Here is a 17,980-nt window from a genome sequence, read left to right as displayed (position 1 = left end):
CCTGTGTGTTCGTATTCGTGTTCGTGCGCGCATGCGTCAGCGGCGGCGCCGGCGCAGGATGTCCACGTAGACGGCGAGGATGATGATCACGCCCGTCACGACCGTCTGCCATTCCTGCGCGACCGACATGATGCGCAGTCCGTTGGTCAGCACGCTCATGATGAACGCGCCGATGATGGTGCCGACGATGCTGCCCGCGCCGCCCGACAGCGACGTGCCGCCGATCACGACGGCCGCGATCGCGTCGAGCTCGTAGCCCTGCCCGAGCGCGGGCTGCGCGGAATTCAGCCGCGACGCGATCAGCAGCCCGGCGATCCCGCACACCGCGCCGCTGAACGTGTAGACGGCGATCTTCCACGCATCGACATTCACGCCGGACAGCCGCAGCGCTTCCTCGTTGCTGCCGAGCGCGAACGTGTAGCGGCCGAAGATCGTCCGGTTCAGCACGATCGACGCGCCGACCGCGACGAGGAACAGGATCAGCACCGCGTTCGGGATCGGCAGCGCGGGAACGAGGCTGCCGATCAGCGAATCCTGCGCGATCGACGTGAAGCCCGGCGTGTCGTTGAAGTAGATCGGCCGCGTGCCCGAGATCACGAGCGACAGCCCCTTGAGCAGCATCATCATGCCGAGCGTCGCGATGAACGGCGGCACCTTCATCTTCGCGATCACGAAGCCCGACACGCTGCCCGACAGCGCGCCGAACAACAGCGCGGCCAGGATCCCGAGCGGCAGCGGCATGCCCCACTTCGTCAGCACGACGCCGGCCATCACCGCGCAGAAGGTCATCAGCGTGCCGACCGACAGGTCGATGCCCGACGTGATGATCACGTAGGTACATGCGACGGCCAGCACACCGTTCACGGCGGTGGCCTGCAGGATCGTCACGAGGTTGTCGACTTCGAGGAAGTTCGGCGACGCGAAGCTGAAGAACACGATCAGCAGCACGAGGCTCGCGAACGCGAGCAGCTTCTGCCGCGCGGCCGGGTTGAAGAAGCGGGCACGGAGGCCCGCTGCGCCGGCCGGCGTGTCGCCGGTGGCAAGAGGCGGAACGGGATGCGTATCGTTGGACATGATCGGGTAAGCGTCGGAATCAGGACAATACGGTCGACTCGCGCTGCGTCGCGAGCTGCATGATCTTTTCCTGCGTGGCGTCGGCCGCGCGCAATTCGCCGGTCACGCGCCCTTCGCACATCACGAGGATCCGGTGGCTCATGCGCAGCACCTCGGGCAACTCCGACGAGATCATCACGATCGCCTTGCCGTCGGCGGCGAGCGCGTCGAGCAGCTTGTAGATCTCGCTTTTCGCGCCGACGTCGATGCCGCGGGTCGGCTCGTCGAAGAACAGGATGTCGCAGTCGCGCAGCAGCCACTTCGCGATCACGATCTTCTGCTGGTTGCCGCCCGACAGGAACCGCGCCGGCTGCGCGACGGACGGCGTGCGGATCGCGAGCTGCCGCACGTACGACTGCGCGGTGTCGCGCATCCCGCGCGCATCGAGGAACAGGCCGCGGCGCACGAAACGCCGCATGCTCGACAGCGCGATGTTGTTCTGCACGTCCATCCCGACCGCGAGCCCGAAGTGCTTGCGGTCCTCCGAGAGATAACCGATCCCGTGCCTGACCGCGTCGGCCGGCGTGCGGATCGTCACGGTCTTGCCGTGCACGCGGATCTCACCCGCGTCGACCGGGTCCGCGCCGAACACCGCGCGCGCGACCTCGGTGCGGCCCGCGCCCATCAGCCCTGCAAAGCCGAGGATCTCGCCGCGCCGCAGCGTGAAGCCGACGTCGCGGATCGCGCGGCCGCGCGACAGCCCGCGCACCTCGAGCGCGACCTCGTTGGCCGACGTATCGGGCGGCGTGCGGAACGTCGCATCGAGCTGGCGGCCGACCATCATCGCGATGATCGCTTCCATCGACGTATCCGCCATCGGCACGGTCGCGACGTACTTGCCGTCGCGCATCACCGTCACGCGATCGGCGATCTGGCGCAGCTCGTCCATCTTGTGCGAGATGTAGACGATGCCGACACCGTGCGCGCGCAGGTCGCCGATGATGCGGAACAGCTCGGCGATTTCCGCGTTGTTCAGCGCGGCGGTCGGTTCATCCATGATCAGCACGCGCGAGTCGAACGACAGCGCCTTCGCGATCTCGACCATCTGCTGCTTCGCGACCGTCAGCCGGCCGACCGGTGTGCGCGGATCGAGATCGAGCCGCATCCGCGCGAAGATCGCGGCCGCGTCGCGGTTGAGCTTCTCTTCGTCGACGAACACGCCGAAGCGGCCGCGCGGCTCGCGGCCGATGAAGATGTTCTGCGCGACGCTCAGGTGGTTCATCAGGTTCAGTTCCTGATGGATGATGCCGATCCCGAGCGCCTGCGCGGCGCGCGGATCGTCGATGTCCACCGCGCGGCCGTCGATCCGGATCTCGCCTTCGTCCTTCTGGTACACGCCGGCGAGAATCTTCATCAGCGTCGACTTGCCCGCGCCGTTCTCGCCCATCAGCGCATGCACTTCGCCGGCGCGCAGGTCGAAGCGGCAATCGTCGAGCGCCAGCACGCCCGGAAAGCGCTTGCTGACGCCGGTCAGCTCGATCAGCGCCGCGGGCGCGAGGGTCGTCGGGTTCGGATCGGGTTGCATGGCTCGCCGCCCTCAGCCGATCGCGCGATCGAGATGCGTATAGCCGCCATCGACGAACAGCCACTGGCCCGTCGTGTGCGACGCGCGCGCCGACAGCAGGAACACGGCCGTGTCGGCAATCTCGTCGGCGGTCGTGAAGCGCTTGCCGAGCGGCACCTTGCCCGCGATTTCCGCGAGCTTCGCTTCCGGGTCGTCGAAGCCCGCGATCCAGTTCTGGTAGAGCGGCGTCATCACCTCGGCCGGGATCACCGCGTTCACGCGCACGCCGTCGTCGCGCAATGCGACCGCCCATTCGCGCGTCAGCGCGAGCTGCGCGCCCTTCGATGCGCAATAGCCGCTCGTGTTGCCCTGGCCGGTGACCGCCGTCTTCGACGAGATGTTGACGATCGCGCCGCGCGTCGCCTTCAGGTGCGGCACGCAGTAATGCGCCATCACGTAGTAGTGGATCAGGTTGCGTTCGAGCGATGCGACGAACGCGTCGCGCCCGGCATCGAGCCCGACGCCGTCGTTGATGCCCGCGTTGTTGACGAGGCCGTCGATGCGGCCGAAGCGCGCGAGGGTCTGCGCGACTGCGTCGCGGCATTGCGCGTCGTCCTGCAGCTCGACGGACACGCACGCGGCGCGCGGCTGCTTCTGCGCGAGTGCGCGCCAGAAGCCGTCGTCCGGCGTGTGGCGGGCGAACACCACCGGAATCGCGCCTTCGCCGGCAAGCCGCATCGAGATCGCGGCGCCGATGCCCGACGCGCCGCCGGTCACGATCACGACCTTGTCTTGCAGATTCAAATCCACTTCGCGTCTCCGTCGTTCATGTTGTCGCCGCGCGCAGGCCGTGCGCGGGTCATCGTGCGCCGTCGTGCTGCGTGCTGCGTGCTTCAGCCGCGGAACCGGTACTGCTCGAGCGATGCCGGCTTCATCTCGATCGAGAAACCGGGTGCCGTCGGCGGCATGTACGCCGCGCCGCGCACGACGCACGGCTCGACGAAATGCTCGTGCAGGTGATCGACGTATTCGGTCACGCGCCCTTCCTTCGTACCGGCAATGCACACGTAGTCGATCATCGACAGATGCTGCACGTATTCGCACAGCCCGACGCCGCCCGCATGCGGACACACCGGCAGCCCGTACTTCGCGGCCAGCAGCATCACCGCAAGAATCTCGTTCACGCCGCCGAGCCGGCACGCATCGATCTGCACGACGTCGATCGCGCCGCGCGCGATGAACTGCTTGAACATCACGCGGTTCTGGCACATCTCGCCGGTCGCGACCTGCACGGGCGCGATCGCCTCGCGGATCTTGCGATGCCCTTCGACGTCGTCGGGGCTCGTCGGCTCCTCGATGAACCACGGTTTCGCGAACGCCAGCTCGCGCACCCAGTCGATCGCCTCGTCGACTTCCCACACCTGGTTCGCGTCGATCATCAGCTTGCGGTCCGGGCCGATCACCTCGCGCGCGATCGTCACGCGGCGGATGTCGTCCTCCAGGTTCGCGCCGACCTTCAGCTTCACGTAATCGAAACCCGCGTCCACCGCTTCATGACACAACCGGCGCAGCTTGTCGTCGCTGTAGCCGAGCCAGCCGGCCGACGTCGTGTAGCACGGGTAGCCTTCGCGCTCGAGCGTCGCAATCCGCGCCGCCTTGCCCGGCGCCTGCCGGCGCAGCAGGTCGAGCGCTTCGTCCGGCGTCAGGCAGTCGGTCAGGTAGCGGAAATCGATCGCCCGCACGATGTCCTCGGGGCTCATGTCCGCGACGAGCCGCCACAGCGGCTTGCCAACCGCCTTCGCCCACAAATCCCACACCGCGTTGACGACCGCGCCCGTCGCCAGATGAATCGCGCCTTTGTCGGGGCCGATCCAGCGCAACTGGCTGTCCGAGGTCACGTGCCGCCAGAAGCGGCCCATGTCCTCGCGGATCCAGTCGAGGTCGAGGCCGACGACGAGGTGACGCATCGCGTCGATCGCCGCGCAGCAGATTTCGTTGCCGCGCCCGATGGTGAACGTGAGCCCGTGGCCTTCGAGCCCGTCGCGGTCGGTTTCGAGCACGACGTACGCGGCCGAATAATCGGGGTCCGGATTCATCGCATCGGAACCGTCGAGCTGGCGCGAGGTCGGGAAGCGCACGTCGAGGACGCGCATCGATCGAATGATAGGCATGGCGAACCGTCCGGGAAAGGGTTTCAGGCCTGCACGGTGCGCTGGCGCTGTGCGCCGAGCCCGTCGATGCCGAGCGTGATCACCTGCCCGGCGCGCAGATAGACGGGCGGCTTCTGCCCGAGGCCCACGCCCGGCGGCGTGCCGGTCGAGATCACGTCGCCCGGCTGCAGGCTCATGAAGCGGCTCAGGTAGCTGATCAGGTGCGGCACGCGGAACACCATCGTCGCGGTCGTGCCGTTCTGGTAGCGGTGGCCGTCCACTTCCAGCCACAGCCGCAGCGCGTGCGGATCGGGCACTTCGTCGGCCGTCACGAGCCACGGGCCGAGCGGGCCGAACGTGTCGTTACCCTTGCCCTTGTCCCACGTGCCGCCGCGTTCGAGCTGGTACTCGCGCTCGGACACGTCGTTCACCACGCAGTAGCCGGCGACGTGCGACAGCGCGTCGGCTTCGTCGATATAGCGGCCGCCCCGGCCGATCACGACGCCCAGCTCGACTTCCCAGTCGGTCTTCTCCGAGCCGCGCGGGATCTCGACGTCGTCGTTCGGCCCCGAGATCGCGCTCGTCCACTTGCCGAACACGACCGGCTCCTTCGGGACATCCATCCCCGATTCGGCCGCGTGGTCGGAATAGTTGAGCCCGATGCAGATGAACTTGCCGACGCGGCCGACGCACGCGCCGAGCCGCGGCGTGCCTTCGACGAGCGGCAGCGACGACGGGTCGAGGTCGCGCAGCCGCGCGAGCGACGCGGGTGTGAGCGCGTCGCCGGCGACGTCGTCGATCACGCCCGACAGGTCGCGGATCCTGCCCTGCGCATCGAGCAGGCCCGGCTTTTCATGGTGTTTGTCGCCAAATCTCAGCAGTTTCATGTGGTGTGAACGGAAACGGAAAGTGAGTGGAAAGGCGCGGTCAGTTCGACCAGCCGCCATCGATCAGGTGAATCGTGCCGGTCGTGAACGACGCTTCGTCGGACGCGAGATACAGCGCGAGCGCGGCCACTTCGTCCGCGGTGCCGATACGGCCCATCGGCTGACGCGCGACGAACGCCTGGCGCACGGTGTCGGTCGACACCTGGCGCGTGCGCGCCTGCTCGGTGATCCGCTGCTCCAGCGACGGCGACTCGATCGTGCCCGGACAGATTGCGTTGCAGCGGATGCGCTGCTCGACGAAATCGGCGGCCACCGACTTGGTCAGGCCGATCACGGCCGCCTTGGTCGTGCCGTAGACGAAGCGGTTCGGCACGCCCTTCACGCTCGACGCGGCCGACGCCATGTTGACGATCGACGCGCCGCCTGCTGCCAGCATCGCCGGCAGCAGCGCGCGGATCAGCCGGTACATCGACGTGACGTTCAGGTTCAGCGAGAACGCCCACGCGGTGTCGTCGCAGTCGAGGATCGAGCCGTGGTGCACGAAGCCCGCGCAGTTGAACAGCACGTCGAACGCGCGCTCCTGTGCGGCGAGTGCGGCAACGTCGCCCGCATCGGTCACGTCGAGCCGCCGCGTGGCCAGCCGGCCGCCCGCGCGTTCGGCGTCGGCCGCGAGTTGCGCGAGCGCGGCTTCGTTGATGTCGGTCGCCAGCACGTCGGCGCCCTCGCTTGCGAACCGCAGCGCGGTCGCGCGGCCGATACCCTGCCCGGCCGCCGTCACCAGCGCGCGCTTGCCCTGCAATCTCATGAGCACCTCTCCCGAAGAAGCCGGCCGGGCCGGCTGATTGGCACAAAGGACTAAAGGTCCAACCAATCATAGGAACAGATTCCGGATTTGTCACGTTCGCGTGATTCAGTATTTTCCCGAGCGGGAGAATCGGGCGGGAGGCGCTGCGGCGGGCTTCGATTACCGTATTTTTCAGGTGCAGCCGATCGGCCGCGTATCGCGCAAAGCCAATACCGGTGGGCGTTTGCGCGACCCCGGGGCACCGGAGTCGCGCCGTCGGCACGGCAAAACTGACAAAAAAGTCATGTTCCCGTCAGGGTGTCAACGGCAGGCGCGCGCGATCATGGTGTTGCCGGACCGCGCTTCCCCGGACACCGCACCCCGCCCGTCTCCGATCCCTGACGGGCGTCTCCGTCCCCCGCGGTGTCCACGTGACTGAGCGAGCAGACACGGGGGCGCGGGCCGATTTTCCGCCCCGGGCGTGCGCGTCCGGGGCGCTTTTGTCGTTGGCTTTTTCACGAAAATGCGCGTCGATTGTTTCTGATTCGGCAAAAGGTAATTTGAGCCAGACAGGATGTTTTTTCCGGTCACAGACGCTTACATTTAGCGCACCACTCATGGAAACCGCTACGGATTCGCCCTCGGGTAGTGACATCCACTGCCACGGCCGAACCCGCACGAGCTTTAGGAAACGGCAAATGAAGGCCTCCAAATCCCTGCCTGTGCTCGATCCCGCCGACGTCCACGTCGAAATTCTGGAACGCTCCGATACGCTGCTCGTCGTCCGCTGGGTCGAACCCGGCCGCTGTCACTACGGTGAACAGCGCTGGCGCCGCCGCTTCGCGCAGCGCACCGGCACCTGCGCGCTGTCGCGCCAGGTCATCCAGCGCGGCGACGAAGTGTTCCGCCCGGCCGAGCGCCCGGCACCCGCGAATGCGGCGGCGATGATCTCCGCCGCCGAAGTGCTCGCGCTGGCCGGCAGCCGGTAACGCCCGCCGGCCGCCGCGTGCCGGGCCCGCAGCGTGATGCGCTTGCTCGCCCTAGAACCGCCGGTCTAATTCCCCCGCTTGTCTGCCCCGCCTGCGCGGACTATCGTTACACCACTCAATGTAACGATTACGCGTCGTGGCGCACCGGCCACGCCGATGGAGGCAGACATGCATGCATGGAGCGCGCGCCACGTCCCGGCGCAAGGCGGCAAGGTCGCGGTCGTGACCGGCGCCAACAGCGGCCTCGGCTGGCACATCGCGGAAACGCTGGCCGCCAAGGGCGCGACGGTCGTGATGGGCTGCCGCGATGCCGAGCGCGCCGCCCAGGCCGCCGCGGCGATTCGCCAGCTCCATCCCGCCGCACGGGTCGAAGTCGATACGCTCGACCTCGCCGATCTCGCGTCGATCCAGCGCTTCGCCGCCGGCGTCGCCGACCGCCACGGCCGCGTCGACATCCTCTGCAACAACGCCGGCGTGATGTTCCTGCCGCTACGGCACACGCACGACGGCTTCGAGATGCAGTTCGGCACCAACCACCTCGGCCATTTCGCGCTGACGGGCCATCTGCTGCCCGCGCTGCGCGCCGCCCGGCGCGCGCGTGTCGTGACGATGTCGAGCGGCTTCAACCGCGGCGGCCGGATCCGGGTCGACGACCTGCGCGCCGAGCACCGTTACAACCGTTATCTCGCGTACTGCGACAGCAAACTCGCGAACCTGGTGTTCGCGCTCGAGTTGCAGCGCCGCTTCCAGCGCGCGGGGTTCGCGGGAATCAGCGTCGCCGCGCATCCCGGCTACGCGGCAACCAACCTGCAGTTCGCCGGCCCCGCGATGGACAGTTCGCCCACGCGCGCCGCGCTGATGCGCGCGGCGAACCGCTATTTCGCGCAACCGGCCGAGCAGGGTGCGTTGCCCGCGATTCATGCGGCGACGTCGCCCGACCTCGCCGGCGGCGCGTACCTCGGACCGTCCGGCTGGCTCGAGTCGCGCGGCCTGCCGGCACCGGCGAGCGTGCCGCGCGCGGCACGCGACGTGGCCATCGCGGCGCTGCTGTGGGAGGCTTCCGAAGCCGCGACGGGCGTGCGTTTCCTGAGTTCGGGCGCGCCCGCCGGCCGTCCGCCCGCCAAGCCGTTCGACGCGGCCGCCGAGGTGCGCTGAATCCCGCGTGCGTCGCCTCAACATTCTTCATACTTATTACGCTTACGGAAACGAAAGCAGGATGAAAGCCTGATCCGGCGTCCCACTGTTACCGCCCTGGAAACAATCTATCGTCAAAACCAGCGTTTACCCTGAACGACCCGGTGACTAAGATTTAGTCAATCGCTGCAGACATGGTGTCGCAAGCGAACCCAATAAAACACCGGAGGTCATCATGAAATCGCTCGTTTCCGCAGTTGTTGCCGCTGTCGCCCTGTCCGCTTCGTTCGGCGCTTTCGCACAAAGCACCGTGACCCGCGCTCAAGTCCGCAACGAACTGGTCCAGCTCGAACAAGCCGGCTACAAGCCGGGCGTGTCGAGCCCGTACTACCCGAACGACATCCAGTCGGCGGAAGCGCGTGTTCATGGTGCCGACGCCAGCGGCTACGGCGCGCAACCGGCTCCGGTCGTCCACTCGGGCGCCCCGGCTGCCGCAGCGTCGTCGAACGCACGCGACTCGGTCTTTTTCGGCCAGTAAGCCGACGCGCCCCCGGCGGGCGCACCGCGCATCGCGCGATGAAGAAGCTGGATCCGGACGAGCCCCTCATGCGGGCTCGTCTTTTTTTGTGAAACGCATACCTCCGCCGCCCGGCAGCGGGTGGCTTCGCCCGGGCGCCCTGCGTCCGGGCGCTTTTTCCCCGGCGAGGTATGCGTAACGGAGTCGAATGCGGCAGCCGAATGCGGCAGTCGAATGCGCCGATCAGCGCCCGGCGGCAGCCGCGGGCAGCGCACGCGACAGCACACGCCAGCGCGACAGCAGTTCGTCGCGATCGACGTAGCAGCCCTGCAGATGCCGGCGGCCCGTCGACGGATCGAACTCGGTGCGCGCATGCAGCACGCGCCGGTTGTCGAACGCCCACATGTCGCCCGCCCGCAGCCGGCGCTGCACGCGGAAACGCGGCTCGCGCGCGAGCGCGAGAAACCGCCGGTACGCGCGGTAGACGGCCGCGACGGCGCCGGCCGGCGCGTCGAGCGGCCCGCGCAGGAAGTTCGCGACGCGTACCTCGGTCACGTTGCCGCGCGCATCGAGCCCGATCACCGGCGCCGAACAGCGGTAGTCGCTGTTTGCACTCTTGTTCCAGAACTCGAACGGTGTCGACGCAAGTTGCGTGAAATCGTCCGGATATTCGCGCCGCAGCGCATCCGCGAGCGCGAAGCCGTCGAGGAACACGCTGTCTCCGCCCGTTGCGTCGTTCGCGAGGCAGTGCAGGAACTGAACGCCCGGCTGCAATTCACGCGTCGGCAGGTCGGTGTGCGGCGGCAGGTTCAGCGACGTATAGGCATTGCTGTCCGGCCGCGGCTTCGATTCGACATCGAACAGCACGCCGAAATTGCTTTCGCGGATCAGGCCGACACGCCGCGCGATCCGGTCGACCCGGCCGGGTTCGGCCGGCACGCCTTCGACGAGCGTCAGCCCCGTGCGCTGCAACGCGGCGAGCCAGGCGAGCAACGCGCCGTCGTCCTCCATCACGTCACGCCACGCGAACACGCCGATCGCCGTCGCATCGTCACCGGTCCACACGTGCCGCCCGTGCGCGGCCTGGCGTTCCGCGCGGGACGCATCGTCGTACGCATGCGCGCGCAACCATCCCGGCGACCAGGCGCTGCGATGCCCGTCGTTCCACTCGACGTGCAGGGCGCCGTCCGTTTCGACATGCACGACGAGCGCCGACAGATCCTCGCGCGCATCGGCGATCTCGAACACCTGTTCGCGCGTGAGCGCATGCACGCACGCGGAACACGCGCAGTTGTCGCGCAACCAGTCGAAGTGAAACGGCGATCGTCGCGTGTCGCTCCACTCGACGTTCACCGCACCCTCGCCGATCGTCGCCGCCGCAATGGCCGCGTCGGCGGAAAAGGTCCGCCAGTCCTCGATACGGTGTTGCGCTGCCTGCATCGTTGCCTCCCGGAAAACGCCCGCTACGCGTGTGGTGCGAGCAGAAACCCGCCGATCATCCGGTGCATCTGCGCCGCCTGCGGGCTCGTTCCGAGCGCGCGCCAGCAGCCGTGCACCAGCCCCTCTCCCATCCAGTAACGCGCGGCGCCGCCGGCCGCAAGAATGTGTTCGACATAGACGCGCGCATCGTCGCGCAGCGGATCGTGTTCCGCGCCGATCGCGAGCACGGGCGGCAGGCCGTCGAAACGCGCCGCCGCGAGCGGCACCGAGGCGCGCAACAGCGGATCGTCATCGCCCGGCGCATCGTCGCCTTCACCGCCCCAGTACAACGCGCGATAGCGATGGACGTCGTCGAGCGTCAGCATCGGCGCGTGTGCCTCGGTTTCGCGCGCCGGCGATTGCGGTTCGAAGCCGAGCATCGGATAGACGAGCGCGATCCCGTCGATGCCGCCTTCGCCCGCATCGCGCAGCGCGGTCGCGACGGCGGCCGCGAGATTGCCGCCGGCACTGTCGCCGGCGAGCGTCAGCGGTCGCGCGCACGCGTCGAACGGCCAGCGCGCTGCGTCGCGCGCGGCGCGCGTGACGGCCAGACAATCGTCGAGCGCAGCCGGCGCGCGATGCTCGGGCGCGAGCCGGTAGTCGACCGCGATCACGGCAAGCCCCGTGTCGGCCGCCAGTTGCGCGGTGATCAACGCATGACTGTCGAGCGAGCCGACGACGAAGCCGCCGCCATGAAAGAACAGCACGGTGCCGCGCGGCTCGCCCTGCGCGGGCGCGTAGCGCCGCAGCGCGATCGCGTGTCCGTCCGGCGCATGCCACACCGCATCGTGCCGGACGATGCCGGCCGGCAGTTCGGCGGGCGTCCACGCGGCCGCGAAGCGATCGTAGACGCGGCGTTGCTCGTCGGGCGAGCGCGCCGCCGCGTCGGCCGGATACCACGCGTCGACGGCCGCGACGAACGCCGCGATTTCCGGTTCGAGCATCGTGTGCGCTCCGCGGTCGAAGGTCGAAAGTTGAACGCCGACGCTAGCGGCGCGGCGGCAGGCCGATCACGCGGCCCGCATACGCAGGTGCCGCGCAATCGCGCTGCACCGCATGCAGTTCGGCCACGCGTGCGGCGACGTCGTCGTCGAACGGCGCCGATTTCGCGCCGTCGCGCGTGTCGACGTGCAGCAGCATCTGCTCGCTCGCCGACACCGCGCCGTCGTGCCCGTCGGCGAACAGTTCGAGATACAGGTGCAGCCGCTTCGCGTCGTGCGCGAGCACCCGCGCATCGACGCGCACGCGCGTGCCCTCCTTGATCTCCTGCAGATAGTTCACGTGCGCTTCGAGCGTGTAGACCGAGCGGCCCCGCTCGCGACGCGCGGCGTCGTCGAGACCGATGCGGTCCAGCAGCGCATCGGTCGCGAAGCTGAAGATCAGCAGATAGAACGCGTCGCGCAGGTGGCCGTTGTAGTCGACCCATTCGGGCCGCACGACGTCGCGATAGATCGTCAGCGGGGTATCGCCTGTCATGTTCGTTCAGTCCTCGAATCGCATTCCGTGCCGCGCCTTCACCGCGGCGATCGCCTTCAGCACCTCGGTGATGCACTCGTCGCGATAGCGTTCGAGTTCCTTGATGCTGCGCGTGCCCTGCTGCTCGCTCGTGCCTTCGACGACGCTGTCGATCAGTTCGTCGGTCAGCTTCGGCGCGACCAGCTTCGTCCATGGCAGTTCGAGCGCGGGGCCGAACTGCTGCATGAAGTGTCGCATGCCCGCGTCGCCGCCTGCCAGCGTATAGGTCAGGAAGGTGCCCATAAACGACCAGCGAATGCCCGCGCCGAAGCGGATCGCATCGTCGATCTCGCCGGTCGTCGCGACGCCCTCGTTGACGAGATGCAGCGCCTCGCGCCACAGCGCTTCGAGCAGCCGGTCCGCGATGAAGCCCGGCACTTCCTTGCGCACGTGCAGCGGCCGCATGCCGAGCTTGCGATAGATCGCCATCGCCGCCTCGACCGCTTCCGGCGAGGTGCGCGCGCCGCCGAGCACTTCGACGAGCGGCAGCAGGTAGACCGGATTGAACGGATGACCGACCACGCAGCGCTCCGGATGCGTCGCCCGCGCATAGAAGTCGGTCGGCAGCAGCCCCGACGTCGACGATGCGATGATCGCGTCGGGCTTCGCCGCGCGGCTGATCTGTTCGTGCAGCTCGAGCTTCAGCGCCTCGCGCTCGGGTGCGCTTTCCTGGATGAAGTCCGCGTCGGCGACGCAGGCCTCGATCGTCGACTCGAAGCGCAGCCGCGCGGGATCGGCGCCCGGCGCGAGGCCGACGCGCTCGAGCGCGGGCCATGCATTCGCGACGCTCGCGCGCAAGCGCGCTTCCGCGTCCGGCGCGGGGTCCCACACGACCACGTCCAGACCGTGCGCGAGCGCACGGCAAATCCATCCGCTGCCGATCACGCCGGTGCCGATCGCGGCGAACGTCTTGATGTCGGTCTTCACTGCCATGTCAACACATCCTTCAAATCGAGGAGAATCGGACGGCGGCGCACCCGTGCGCCCCGCCGCATTGAAGCGGAATCAGCGTTGAAACTCACGCGAACTCGGCCACCGCGCGGCGTTCGAGCAGACGCTCGCCACGCGCCGGCAGGCCGAGCTTGCGACGCCCTTCGGCCGGCGTCAGCACGCGGCCGCCGAGCCGTTCGACGATTTCCCGCGCACGCTCGACGAGCGTGCCGTTGGTCGCATGCACGCCGCGATCGAGCCAGATGTTGTCTTCGAGACCCACGCGCACGTGGCCGCCGAGCAGCATCGCCTGCGCGACCATCGGCATCTGCATGCGGCCGATCCCGAAGCCCGCCCAGTGCGCGCCCGGCGGCAGGTTGTCGACCATCGCCTTCATCGTGCCGGTGTCGGCCGGCGCGCCCCACGGAATGCCGAGGCACAGCTGGAACAGCGGCGGATCGTCAAGGAGTCCTTCCTTCAGCAATTGCTTCGCGAACCACAGATGGCCCGTATCGAAGATTTCCAGTTCCGGCTTCACGCCGAGTTCCTGGATGCGCTTGGCGCCAGCGCGCAGTTGCGCGGGCGTCGACACGTAGATGTAGTCGCCGTCGCCGAAATTCAGCGTGCCGCAGTCGAGCGTGCAGATTTCCGGCAGCAGTTCCTCGACGTGCGCGAGACGCGTGAGGCCGCCGACGAGGTCGGTACCCTTTCCGAAGCGCATCGGGTCTTCGCCCGGGCCGATCTCCAGATCGCCGCCCATGCCGGCCGTCAGGTTGATGATCACGTCGACGTCCGCCGAACGGATCCGGTCGACCACTTCGCGGTACAGGTTCGGGTCGCGGCTGCCGCGGCCCGTCTGCGGATCGCGCACGTGGCAGTGCGCCACCGTCGCGCCGGCCTTCGCGGCCTCGATCGCGGCGGCCGCGATTTCCTTCGGCGTGACCGGAATCGCCGGATGTTTGCCGACCGTATCGCCCGCGCCGGTGACCGCGCAGGTGATGATGACTTCGTGGTTCATGCTGAGTGCCCTCGTTTGCTTCGGTTCGTGCCGCTCGATTTCCGTCGTACTGCAGATGATTTTTTGCTGCGCGCCGCACACTCGCGGCGCGCGCGGGCCGTTACAGGCCGAGATAGGCCTTCACGGCAGGCAGGCCGTCCTTGCCGTCGAACGTCTTGACGCCGGCGAGCCAGGCATCGAGCACCTGCGGATTCTTCTTCAGGTACGCCTTCGCGGCGTCGGCCGGCTTCGTCTTGTTCATCACCGACTGCATCAGCTGGTTCTCCAGCTGCGTCGTGAAGCGCAGGTTCTCGACGAGCTTGCCCGCGTTCGGGCAGCGCGAGATGAAGTCGGGCGCCGTCAGCGTGTACACGCGCGCTTCGCCGTAGTTCGGGCCGAACGACGCGTCGCCGCCGGACAGGTAGTTCATGCTGATCTGGATGTTCATCGGATGCGGTTCCCAACCCAGAAACACGACCCACTTCTTGTCGCGGATCGCGCGCTCGACCGTGACGAGCATCCCCGCCTCGCTCGATTCGACCAGCTTGAAGCCGCCGAGGCCGTACTGGTTCGTGTCGATCATCTTCTGGATCGTCGCGTTCGCGCTGCTGCCCGGCTCGATCCCGTAGATCTTGCCGTCGAGCTCCGCGCGGTGCTTCGCGATGTCCTCGAAGGTCTTCAGGCCGGCCTGGTACTCATAGCTCGGCACCGCGAGCGTCGCCTTCGCGCCCGACAGGTTCGGCGGTTCGACCACGTTGATCGACTTGCTGTCGAGGAACGGCTGGAGCTGCTTCTGCTGCACCGGCCACCAGTAGCCGAGCGAGATGTCCAGCTGCTTGCTCTTCAGGCCGGCGAACGAGATCGGCACCGATGCGATCGTCGTCGTCGGCTTGTAGCCGAGCCCTTCGAACACCGTCGACGCGAGCGCCGTGGTGGACGTGATGTCGGTCCAGCCGATATCCGCGAAGCGTACGTTGCGGCAGGTCGCGGCATCCGTTTCGGCCTGCGCCGCGGTCGCGAACGCGCCGGTCGCCAGCACGGCCGCGACGAACGCGGCGATCTTTGTCGACTTCATGTTTCTCCCCTCCGGTTGGACCGATGTCCGACGGTGCGCGAAGTGCGTCCCGGCCTGCATCGTGGGAGTAAAAGTAACGAGCCATATTCACCGCAAGACGACCGCCGGCGACCTGTTCTTGACTATTTGCGACTATGGGTGGAAACCACTATGCGCGGGCAGCGGCTTGTATGGCGGGGGTTTGGGGCGGATTTCGATGAGGAGGGGTTTGTCCGGATGCGGCGTCATGAGATGCCGTACGCGACGTCCAGACAGGGTCGGTCAGGTCCGTGCGGCTGCAAGCGCGTTGCCGAAATGCTCCACGGCGCCGTCGAAGCGCGCCGCACCGACGTCGAAGACCCAGCGGCGCAGCGCGGGGGGCGCAGCGAGACCCAGCTCCGCGACCCGATACCGGGTGTCGATCACGGCCAGCACGGCCTTCACCATGGCTTGCGGCATGCCTTCGGTGGCGGCGGTCGTCAGCCCGCCGTCGAGTATGCTCGGCGCAAAGGCTGCGCTTTCGACACCCTGCTGCATCGCCGTCCGCGCGGCCGTGGCGACGGCATCCGCGGTTCTTTCGATCGTCCAGCTGTCCGGATCGCCGAGCCCGACCAGCAACAAGGAACGCGCCGCGATGCCCGCGGGCGGATGGCTGATCCACAGCGTTTCCATCGGCGCGGCCAGGAAACGGCCCTCGCGCCGCAAGCCGGTGAGTGCCCCCGACAGTGCGAGGTCGAGATGGCGTAACCCGCCGGTCGGGCCATCGCCCGTCGCCTCGCGGGCAAACATGCAGCCACAGGAGAGGTCGACCTGCGCGCCTGCGCCATCCCATGCGGCGACCTCGAAGGACACCCCCCGCCAACGACCGATACTTTGTCGAAGAACCATATCGTCTCTCCCGCAAGACTGGAACAGGGTCCGGAGCGCAGCGCGCGCCCCGGTGTCCAGCGTTGCGCCTCTTGATCCGCCTGCCCGGGCTTGCGCCGGCGCACGAGCAACCCGTCATCCGCGTACGCCGGTATCTGCGTTGCGCTTATTGCTTGGCGGCGAGACCAAACGCGTAGAGCTTGTGACTCGTGCCGTCGTACGGCAGACCGAGCACCTTCGTGTGGTAGCCCGCCCCCCAGTACACCGACCCGTCGACGATGGCAGCGCCCGACACCACCGCGCCGTTGTTCTCGTAGCTCCACTTGATCTCGCCCGTCGCCGCATCGAGCGCATACATGCTCGCGCCCGTCCCGGCCAGCGAGCCGGCATAGACGACCCCGTTTGCGGCCGACATCGCCACCGTGTCCATCTTGCCCTGCGGGTCGGCCGTGCGCCACAGCACCTTGCCGGTGGCGGCGTCGACCGCCGCCCAGATGCCGCCCTTGGTCGTCTTCTGGCCGTTCGGACCGTTGTCGACGTCGATCGATTTGCCGTCCAGGTTGCCGATCGAAACGTAGATGCGCTTGCCGTCGGCGGCCGTCCCCCACAGCATGCCGCCCAGCAGGCTGCCCGGGCCGACCTGCGTCTGCCAGACCACCTTGCCGGTCTTGGGATCGAGCGCCCAGTACACGCCGCTCTTCGCGCCTGCGCCCACCAACGTCCTCTCCTTCCCGTTGATGGTCGCCTTGAACAGGTTGGGCCCCGAGCCGAAATCGTAGTCCGGGCCGTCGTCGTGGTCGTAGTTGGTCGACATGTCGGCCGCCAACGTGCGGCTATGCCAGACGATCCTGCCGGTCTTGAGGTCGAGCGCGACAAAGCTGTCGATCATGTTGGCCGGCGTATCGGGTTTGCAGTTCTTCTGGGTCGGGTAACGGCAGTGACCCGGCGGGACCGAGAAGTTGTTGCCCGTGGTCACGTAGAGCAGGCCGGTTTCATGATCGACCGCAGCCGTGTTGCCCCACACCGAGCCGCCGGTATATCCCTTCGGCACCATATAGGTCTTCCACAGCATCTTGCCGGTCTTGGCGTCGAGGGCGACCACCGCGCCGCGATAGGTCGGCTTGTCCTTGAGCGCCTCGGCACGCGACGAGAGGCCGACATACACCACGCCGCGATCGACGATCGGCGACTGGGTAATGATCGCGGTCGGATCCGAATCCACCTTGGTCCGCCACAGTGGCGCGCCATCGGCTGCCTTCGCTGCCAGCACGAACGCGCCGGTCGGGTTGTTCGCAACCTGGGTGCCCTGCCCGAAGATCAGCGTGCCTTCCCAGTAGGCCGGGCTGGTGCGCGACGCATCGTTGTCGATACCGCTGTATTCGGTGATCTTCTTCTTCCACTTCACCTTGCCGCTGGCGGCATCGACCGCCCACAGCGAGCCGCCGAAGTCCGGCACATACACGGTGCCGTTGGCGACGGTCGGCGTGGCCGACACGTTGCCGTCGGTATCCAGCGTCCAGCGCGGCGCAAGCTGCGAGACGTTGTCGATGCCGATGACGTGCTCGTCCGGCGCGGTGCGCGTGTTGTCGACACCCTGCCCGGCAAAGACCCAGTCTGCCGCCGCACCCGGGCCGCTTGCGATCATGCCGAACAGGGCAAGCGTTCCGATCATGGCCGGCGTACGCCGACGCCACGAGGCAAGTCCGACATGCTGCTTGTTGGATGTTTTCATGACATCACCTTACCGAGAGAAGAGTGACTGATGACCGGCCGAACCGAAACGGCCGCGGTGAAAAAAACTGGCGAGCCGGGGCGACAGGAACGACCGGCACGCCTGGCGATACCCAATCTGCACGTGCTTTCAAAGGCGGGGAAAAGATCGACATGGTCGGGATGAATCATTTGACGCAGCGTGAATATCGATACCCAAAGTTCGGTTGCGAAGCGCGAAACATAGGACCACTGCATGAAACCACCACACGCGCCGATGAAACATGCGCGCCCGTGACGACAGCGCGTGACGACGCGCGAACCCTGAAGCCGATGCACCGGCAGATCCG

The 17,980-nt window shown here is 67.6% G+C and carries 18 protein-coding genes; 3 read left to right on the top strand and 15 right to left on the bottom strand.

Annotated features, from left to right (window positions below; translation table 11 throughout):
• Positions 1 to 36: 36 nt before the first annotated feature.
• The 6 genes from U4Y91_RS22270 to U4Y91_RS22245 form a co-directional block, all read right to left on the bottom strand.
• The gene (locus tag U4Y91_RS22270) at positions 37 to 1,074 is read right to left on the bottom strand and encodes an ABC transporter permease (protein ID WP_044847795.1); all 1,038 of its coding nucleotides are present in this window, start codon (positions 1,072 to 1,074) and stop codon (positions 37 to 39) included.
• A 19-nt stretch (positions 1,075 to 1,093) separates the two neighbouring features.
• The gene (locus tag U4Y91_RS22265) at positions 1,094 to 2,638 is read right to left on the bottom strand and encodes a sugar ABC transporter ATP-binding protein (RefSeq protein WP_321806885.1); all 1,545 of its coding nucleotides are present in this window, start codon (positions 2,636 to 2,638) and stop codon (positions 1,094 to 1,096) included.
• Between the two features lie 12 nt (positions 2,639 to 2,650).
• Positions 2,651 to 3,427: an SDR family oxidoreductase gene (locus U4Y91_RS22260; protein ID WP_321806884.1), complete on the bottom strand. Its 777-nt coding sequence runs from the start codon at positions 3,425 to 3,427 to the stop codon at positions 2,651 to 2,653.
• 83 nt (positions 3,428 to 3,510) lie between these two features.
• A complete protein-coding gene (locus U4Y91_RS22255) occupies positions 3,511 to 4,788 on the bottom strand; it encodes an L-fuconate dehydratase (protein WP_321806883.1) in 1,278 nt (425 codons plus the stop codon).
• A gap of 23 nt (positions 4,789 to 4,811) precedes the next feature.
• Positions 4,812 to 5,654 carry an ureidoglycolate lyase gene (locus U4Y91_RS22250; RefSeq protein WP_321806882.1) on the bottom strand — a complete coding sequence of 281 codons (843 nt, stop codon included), beginning with the start codon at positions 5,652 to 5,654 and terminating at the stop codon, positions 4,812 to 4,814.
• Positions 5,655 to 5,694: 40 nt separating this feature from the next.
• Complete coding sequence (locus tag U4Y91_RS22245) at positions 5,695 to 6,459, bottom strand: SDR family oxidoreductase (protein ID WP_321806881.1); 765 nt, start codon at positions 6,457 to 6,459, stop codon at positions 5,695 to 5,697.
• Between the two features lie 677 nt (positions 6,460 to 7,136).
• Between U4Y91_RS22245 and U4Y91_RS22240 the strand changes: the two genes are divergently transcribed.
• The 3 genes from U4Y91_RS22240 (at position 7,137) to U4Y91_RS22230 (ending at position 9,099) form a co-directional block, all read left to right on the top strand.
• On the top strand, positions 7,137 to 7,427 hold the full coding sequence (locus tag U4Y91_RS22240) for a DUF3331 domain-containing protein (RefSeq protein WP_044847789.1): 291 nt from the start codon (positions 7,137 to 7,139) through the stop codon (positions 7,425 to 7,427).
• 168 nt (positions 7,428 to 7,595) lie between these two features.
• Positions 7,596 to 8,582, top strand: a complete 987-nt coding sequence (locus U4Y91_RS22235) for an oxidoreductase (RefSeq protein WP_321806880.1) — start codon at positions 7,596 to 7,598, stop codon at positions 8,580 to 8,582.
• 214 nt (positions 8,583 to 8,796) lie between these two features.
• Entirely contained in the window at positions 8,797 to 9,099 is a 303-nt protein-coding gene (locus tag U4Y91_RS22230) for a DUF4148 domain-containing protein (RefSeq protein ID WP_124485209.1), read from the top strand.
• A gap of 222 nt (positions 9,100 to 9,321) precedes the next feature.
• Here the strand turns inward: U4Y91_RS22230 and U4Y91_RS22225 are convergent, their stop codons facing one another.
• The 9 genes from U4Y91_RS22225 to U4Y91_RS22185 all read right to left on the bottom strand — a co-directional run.
• On the bottom strand, positions 9,322 to 10,518 hold the full coding sequence (locus tag U4Y91_RS22225; protein ID WP_257768848.1) for a TauD/TfdA family dioxygenase: 1,197 nt from the start codon (positions 10,516 to 10,518) through the stop codon (positions 9,322 to 9,324).
• A 23-nt stretch (positions 10,519 to 10,541) separates the two neighbouring features.
• Entirely contained in the window at positions 10,542 to 11,501 is a 960-nt protein-coding gene (locus U4Y91_RS22220; RefSeq protein ID WP_321806879.1) for an alpha/beta hydrolase, read from the bottom strand.
• A gap of 43 nt (positions 11,502 to 11,544) precedes the next feature.
• Complete coding sequence (locus tag U4Y91_RS22215; protein WP_044847785.1) at positions 11,545 to 12,033, bottom strand: thioesterase family protein; 489 nt, start codon at positions 12,031 to 12,033, stop codon at positions 11,545 to 11,547.
• Between the two features lie 6 nt (positions 12,034 to 12,039).
• Positions 12,040 to 13,005 carry an L-carnitine dehydrogenase gene (locus tag U4Y91_RS22210; protein ID WP_321806878.1) on the bottom strand — a complete coding sequence of 322 codons (966 nt, stop codon included), beginning with the start codon at positions 13,003 to 13,005 and terminating at the stop codon, positions 12,040 to 12,042.
• 85 nt (positions 13,006 to 13,090) lie between these two features.
• On the bottom strand, positions 13,091 to 14,020 hold the full coding sequence (locus U4Y91_RS22205) for a 3-keto-5-aminohexanoate cleavage protein (RefSeq protein WP_006484708.1): 930 nt from the start codon (positions 14,018 to 14,020) through the stop codon (positions 13,091 to 13,093).
• A 100-nt stretch (positions 14,021 to 14,120) separates the two neighbouring features.
• Positions 14,121 to 15,074 carry a choline ABC transporter substrate-binding protein gene (locus U4Y91_RS22200; protein WP_321806877.1) on the bottom strand — a complete coding sequence of 318 codons (954 nt, stop codon included), beginning with the start codon at positions 15,072 to 15,074 and terminating at the stop codon, positions 14,121 to 14,123.
• A 261-nt stretch (positions 15,075 to 15,335) separates the two neighbouring features.
• Positions 15,336 to 15,941, bottom strand: coding sequence for a M17 family peptidase N-terminal domain-containing protein (locus tag U4Y91_RS22195; RefSeq protein ID WP_321806876.1), 606 nt, complete (start codon positions 15,939 to 15,941; stop codon positions 15,336 to 15,338).
• 145 nt (positions 15,942 to 16,086) lie between these two features.
• Positions 16,087 to 17,652, bottom strand: coding sequence for a PQQ-binding-like beta-propeller repeat protein (locus U4Y91_RS22190; protein ID WP_321806875.1), 1,566 nt, complete (start codon positions 17,650 to 17,652; stop codon positions 16,087 to 16,089).
• Positions 17,649 to 17,980 (bottom strand): hypothetical protein (locus U4Y91_RS22185; protein WP_321806874.1); only part of this gene is annotated, 332 nt, incomplete at its 5' end. The genes U4Y91_RS22185 and U4Y91_RS22190, both read right to left, overlap by 4 nt.

Source organism: Burkholderia sp. BCC1993 (assembly GCF_905339865.1).
GTDB lineage: Bacteria > Pseudomonadota > Gammaproteobacteria > Burkholderiales > Burkholderiaceae > Burkholderia.
The sequence above is the reverse complement of the archived record's forward strand: the minus strand, read 5'-3'. Positions and strand labels throughout refer to the sequence as shown.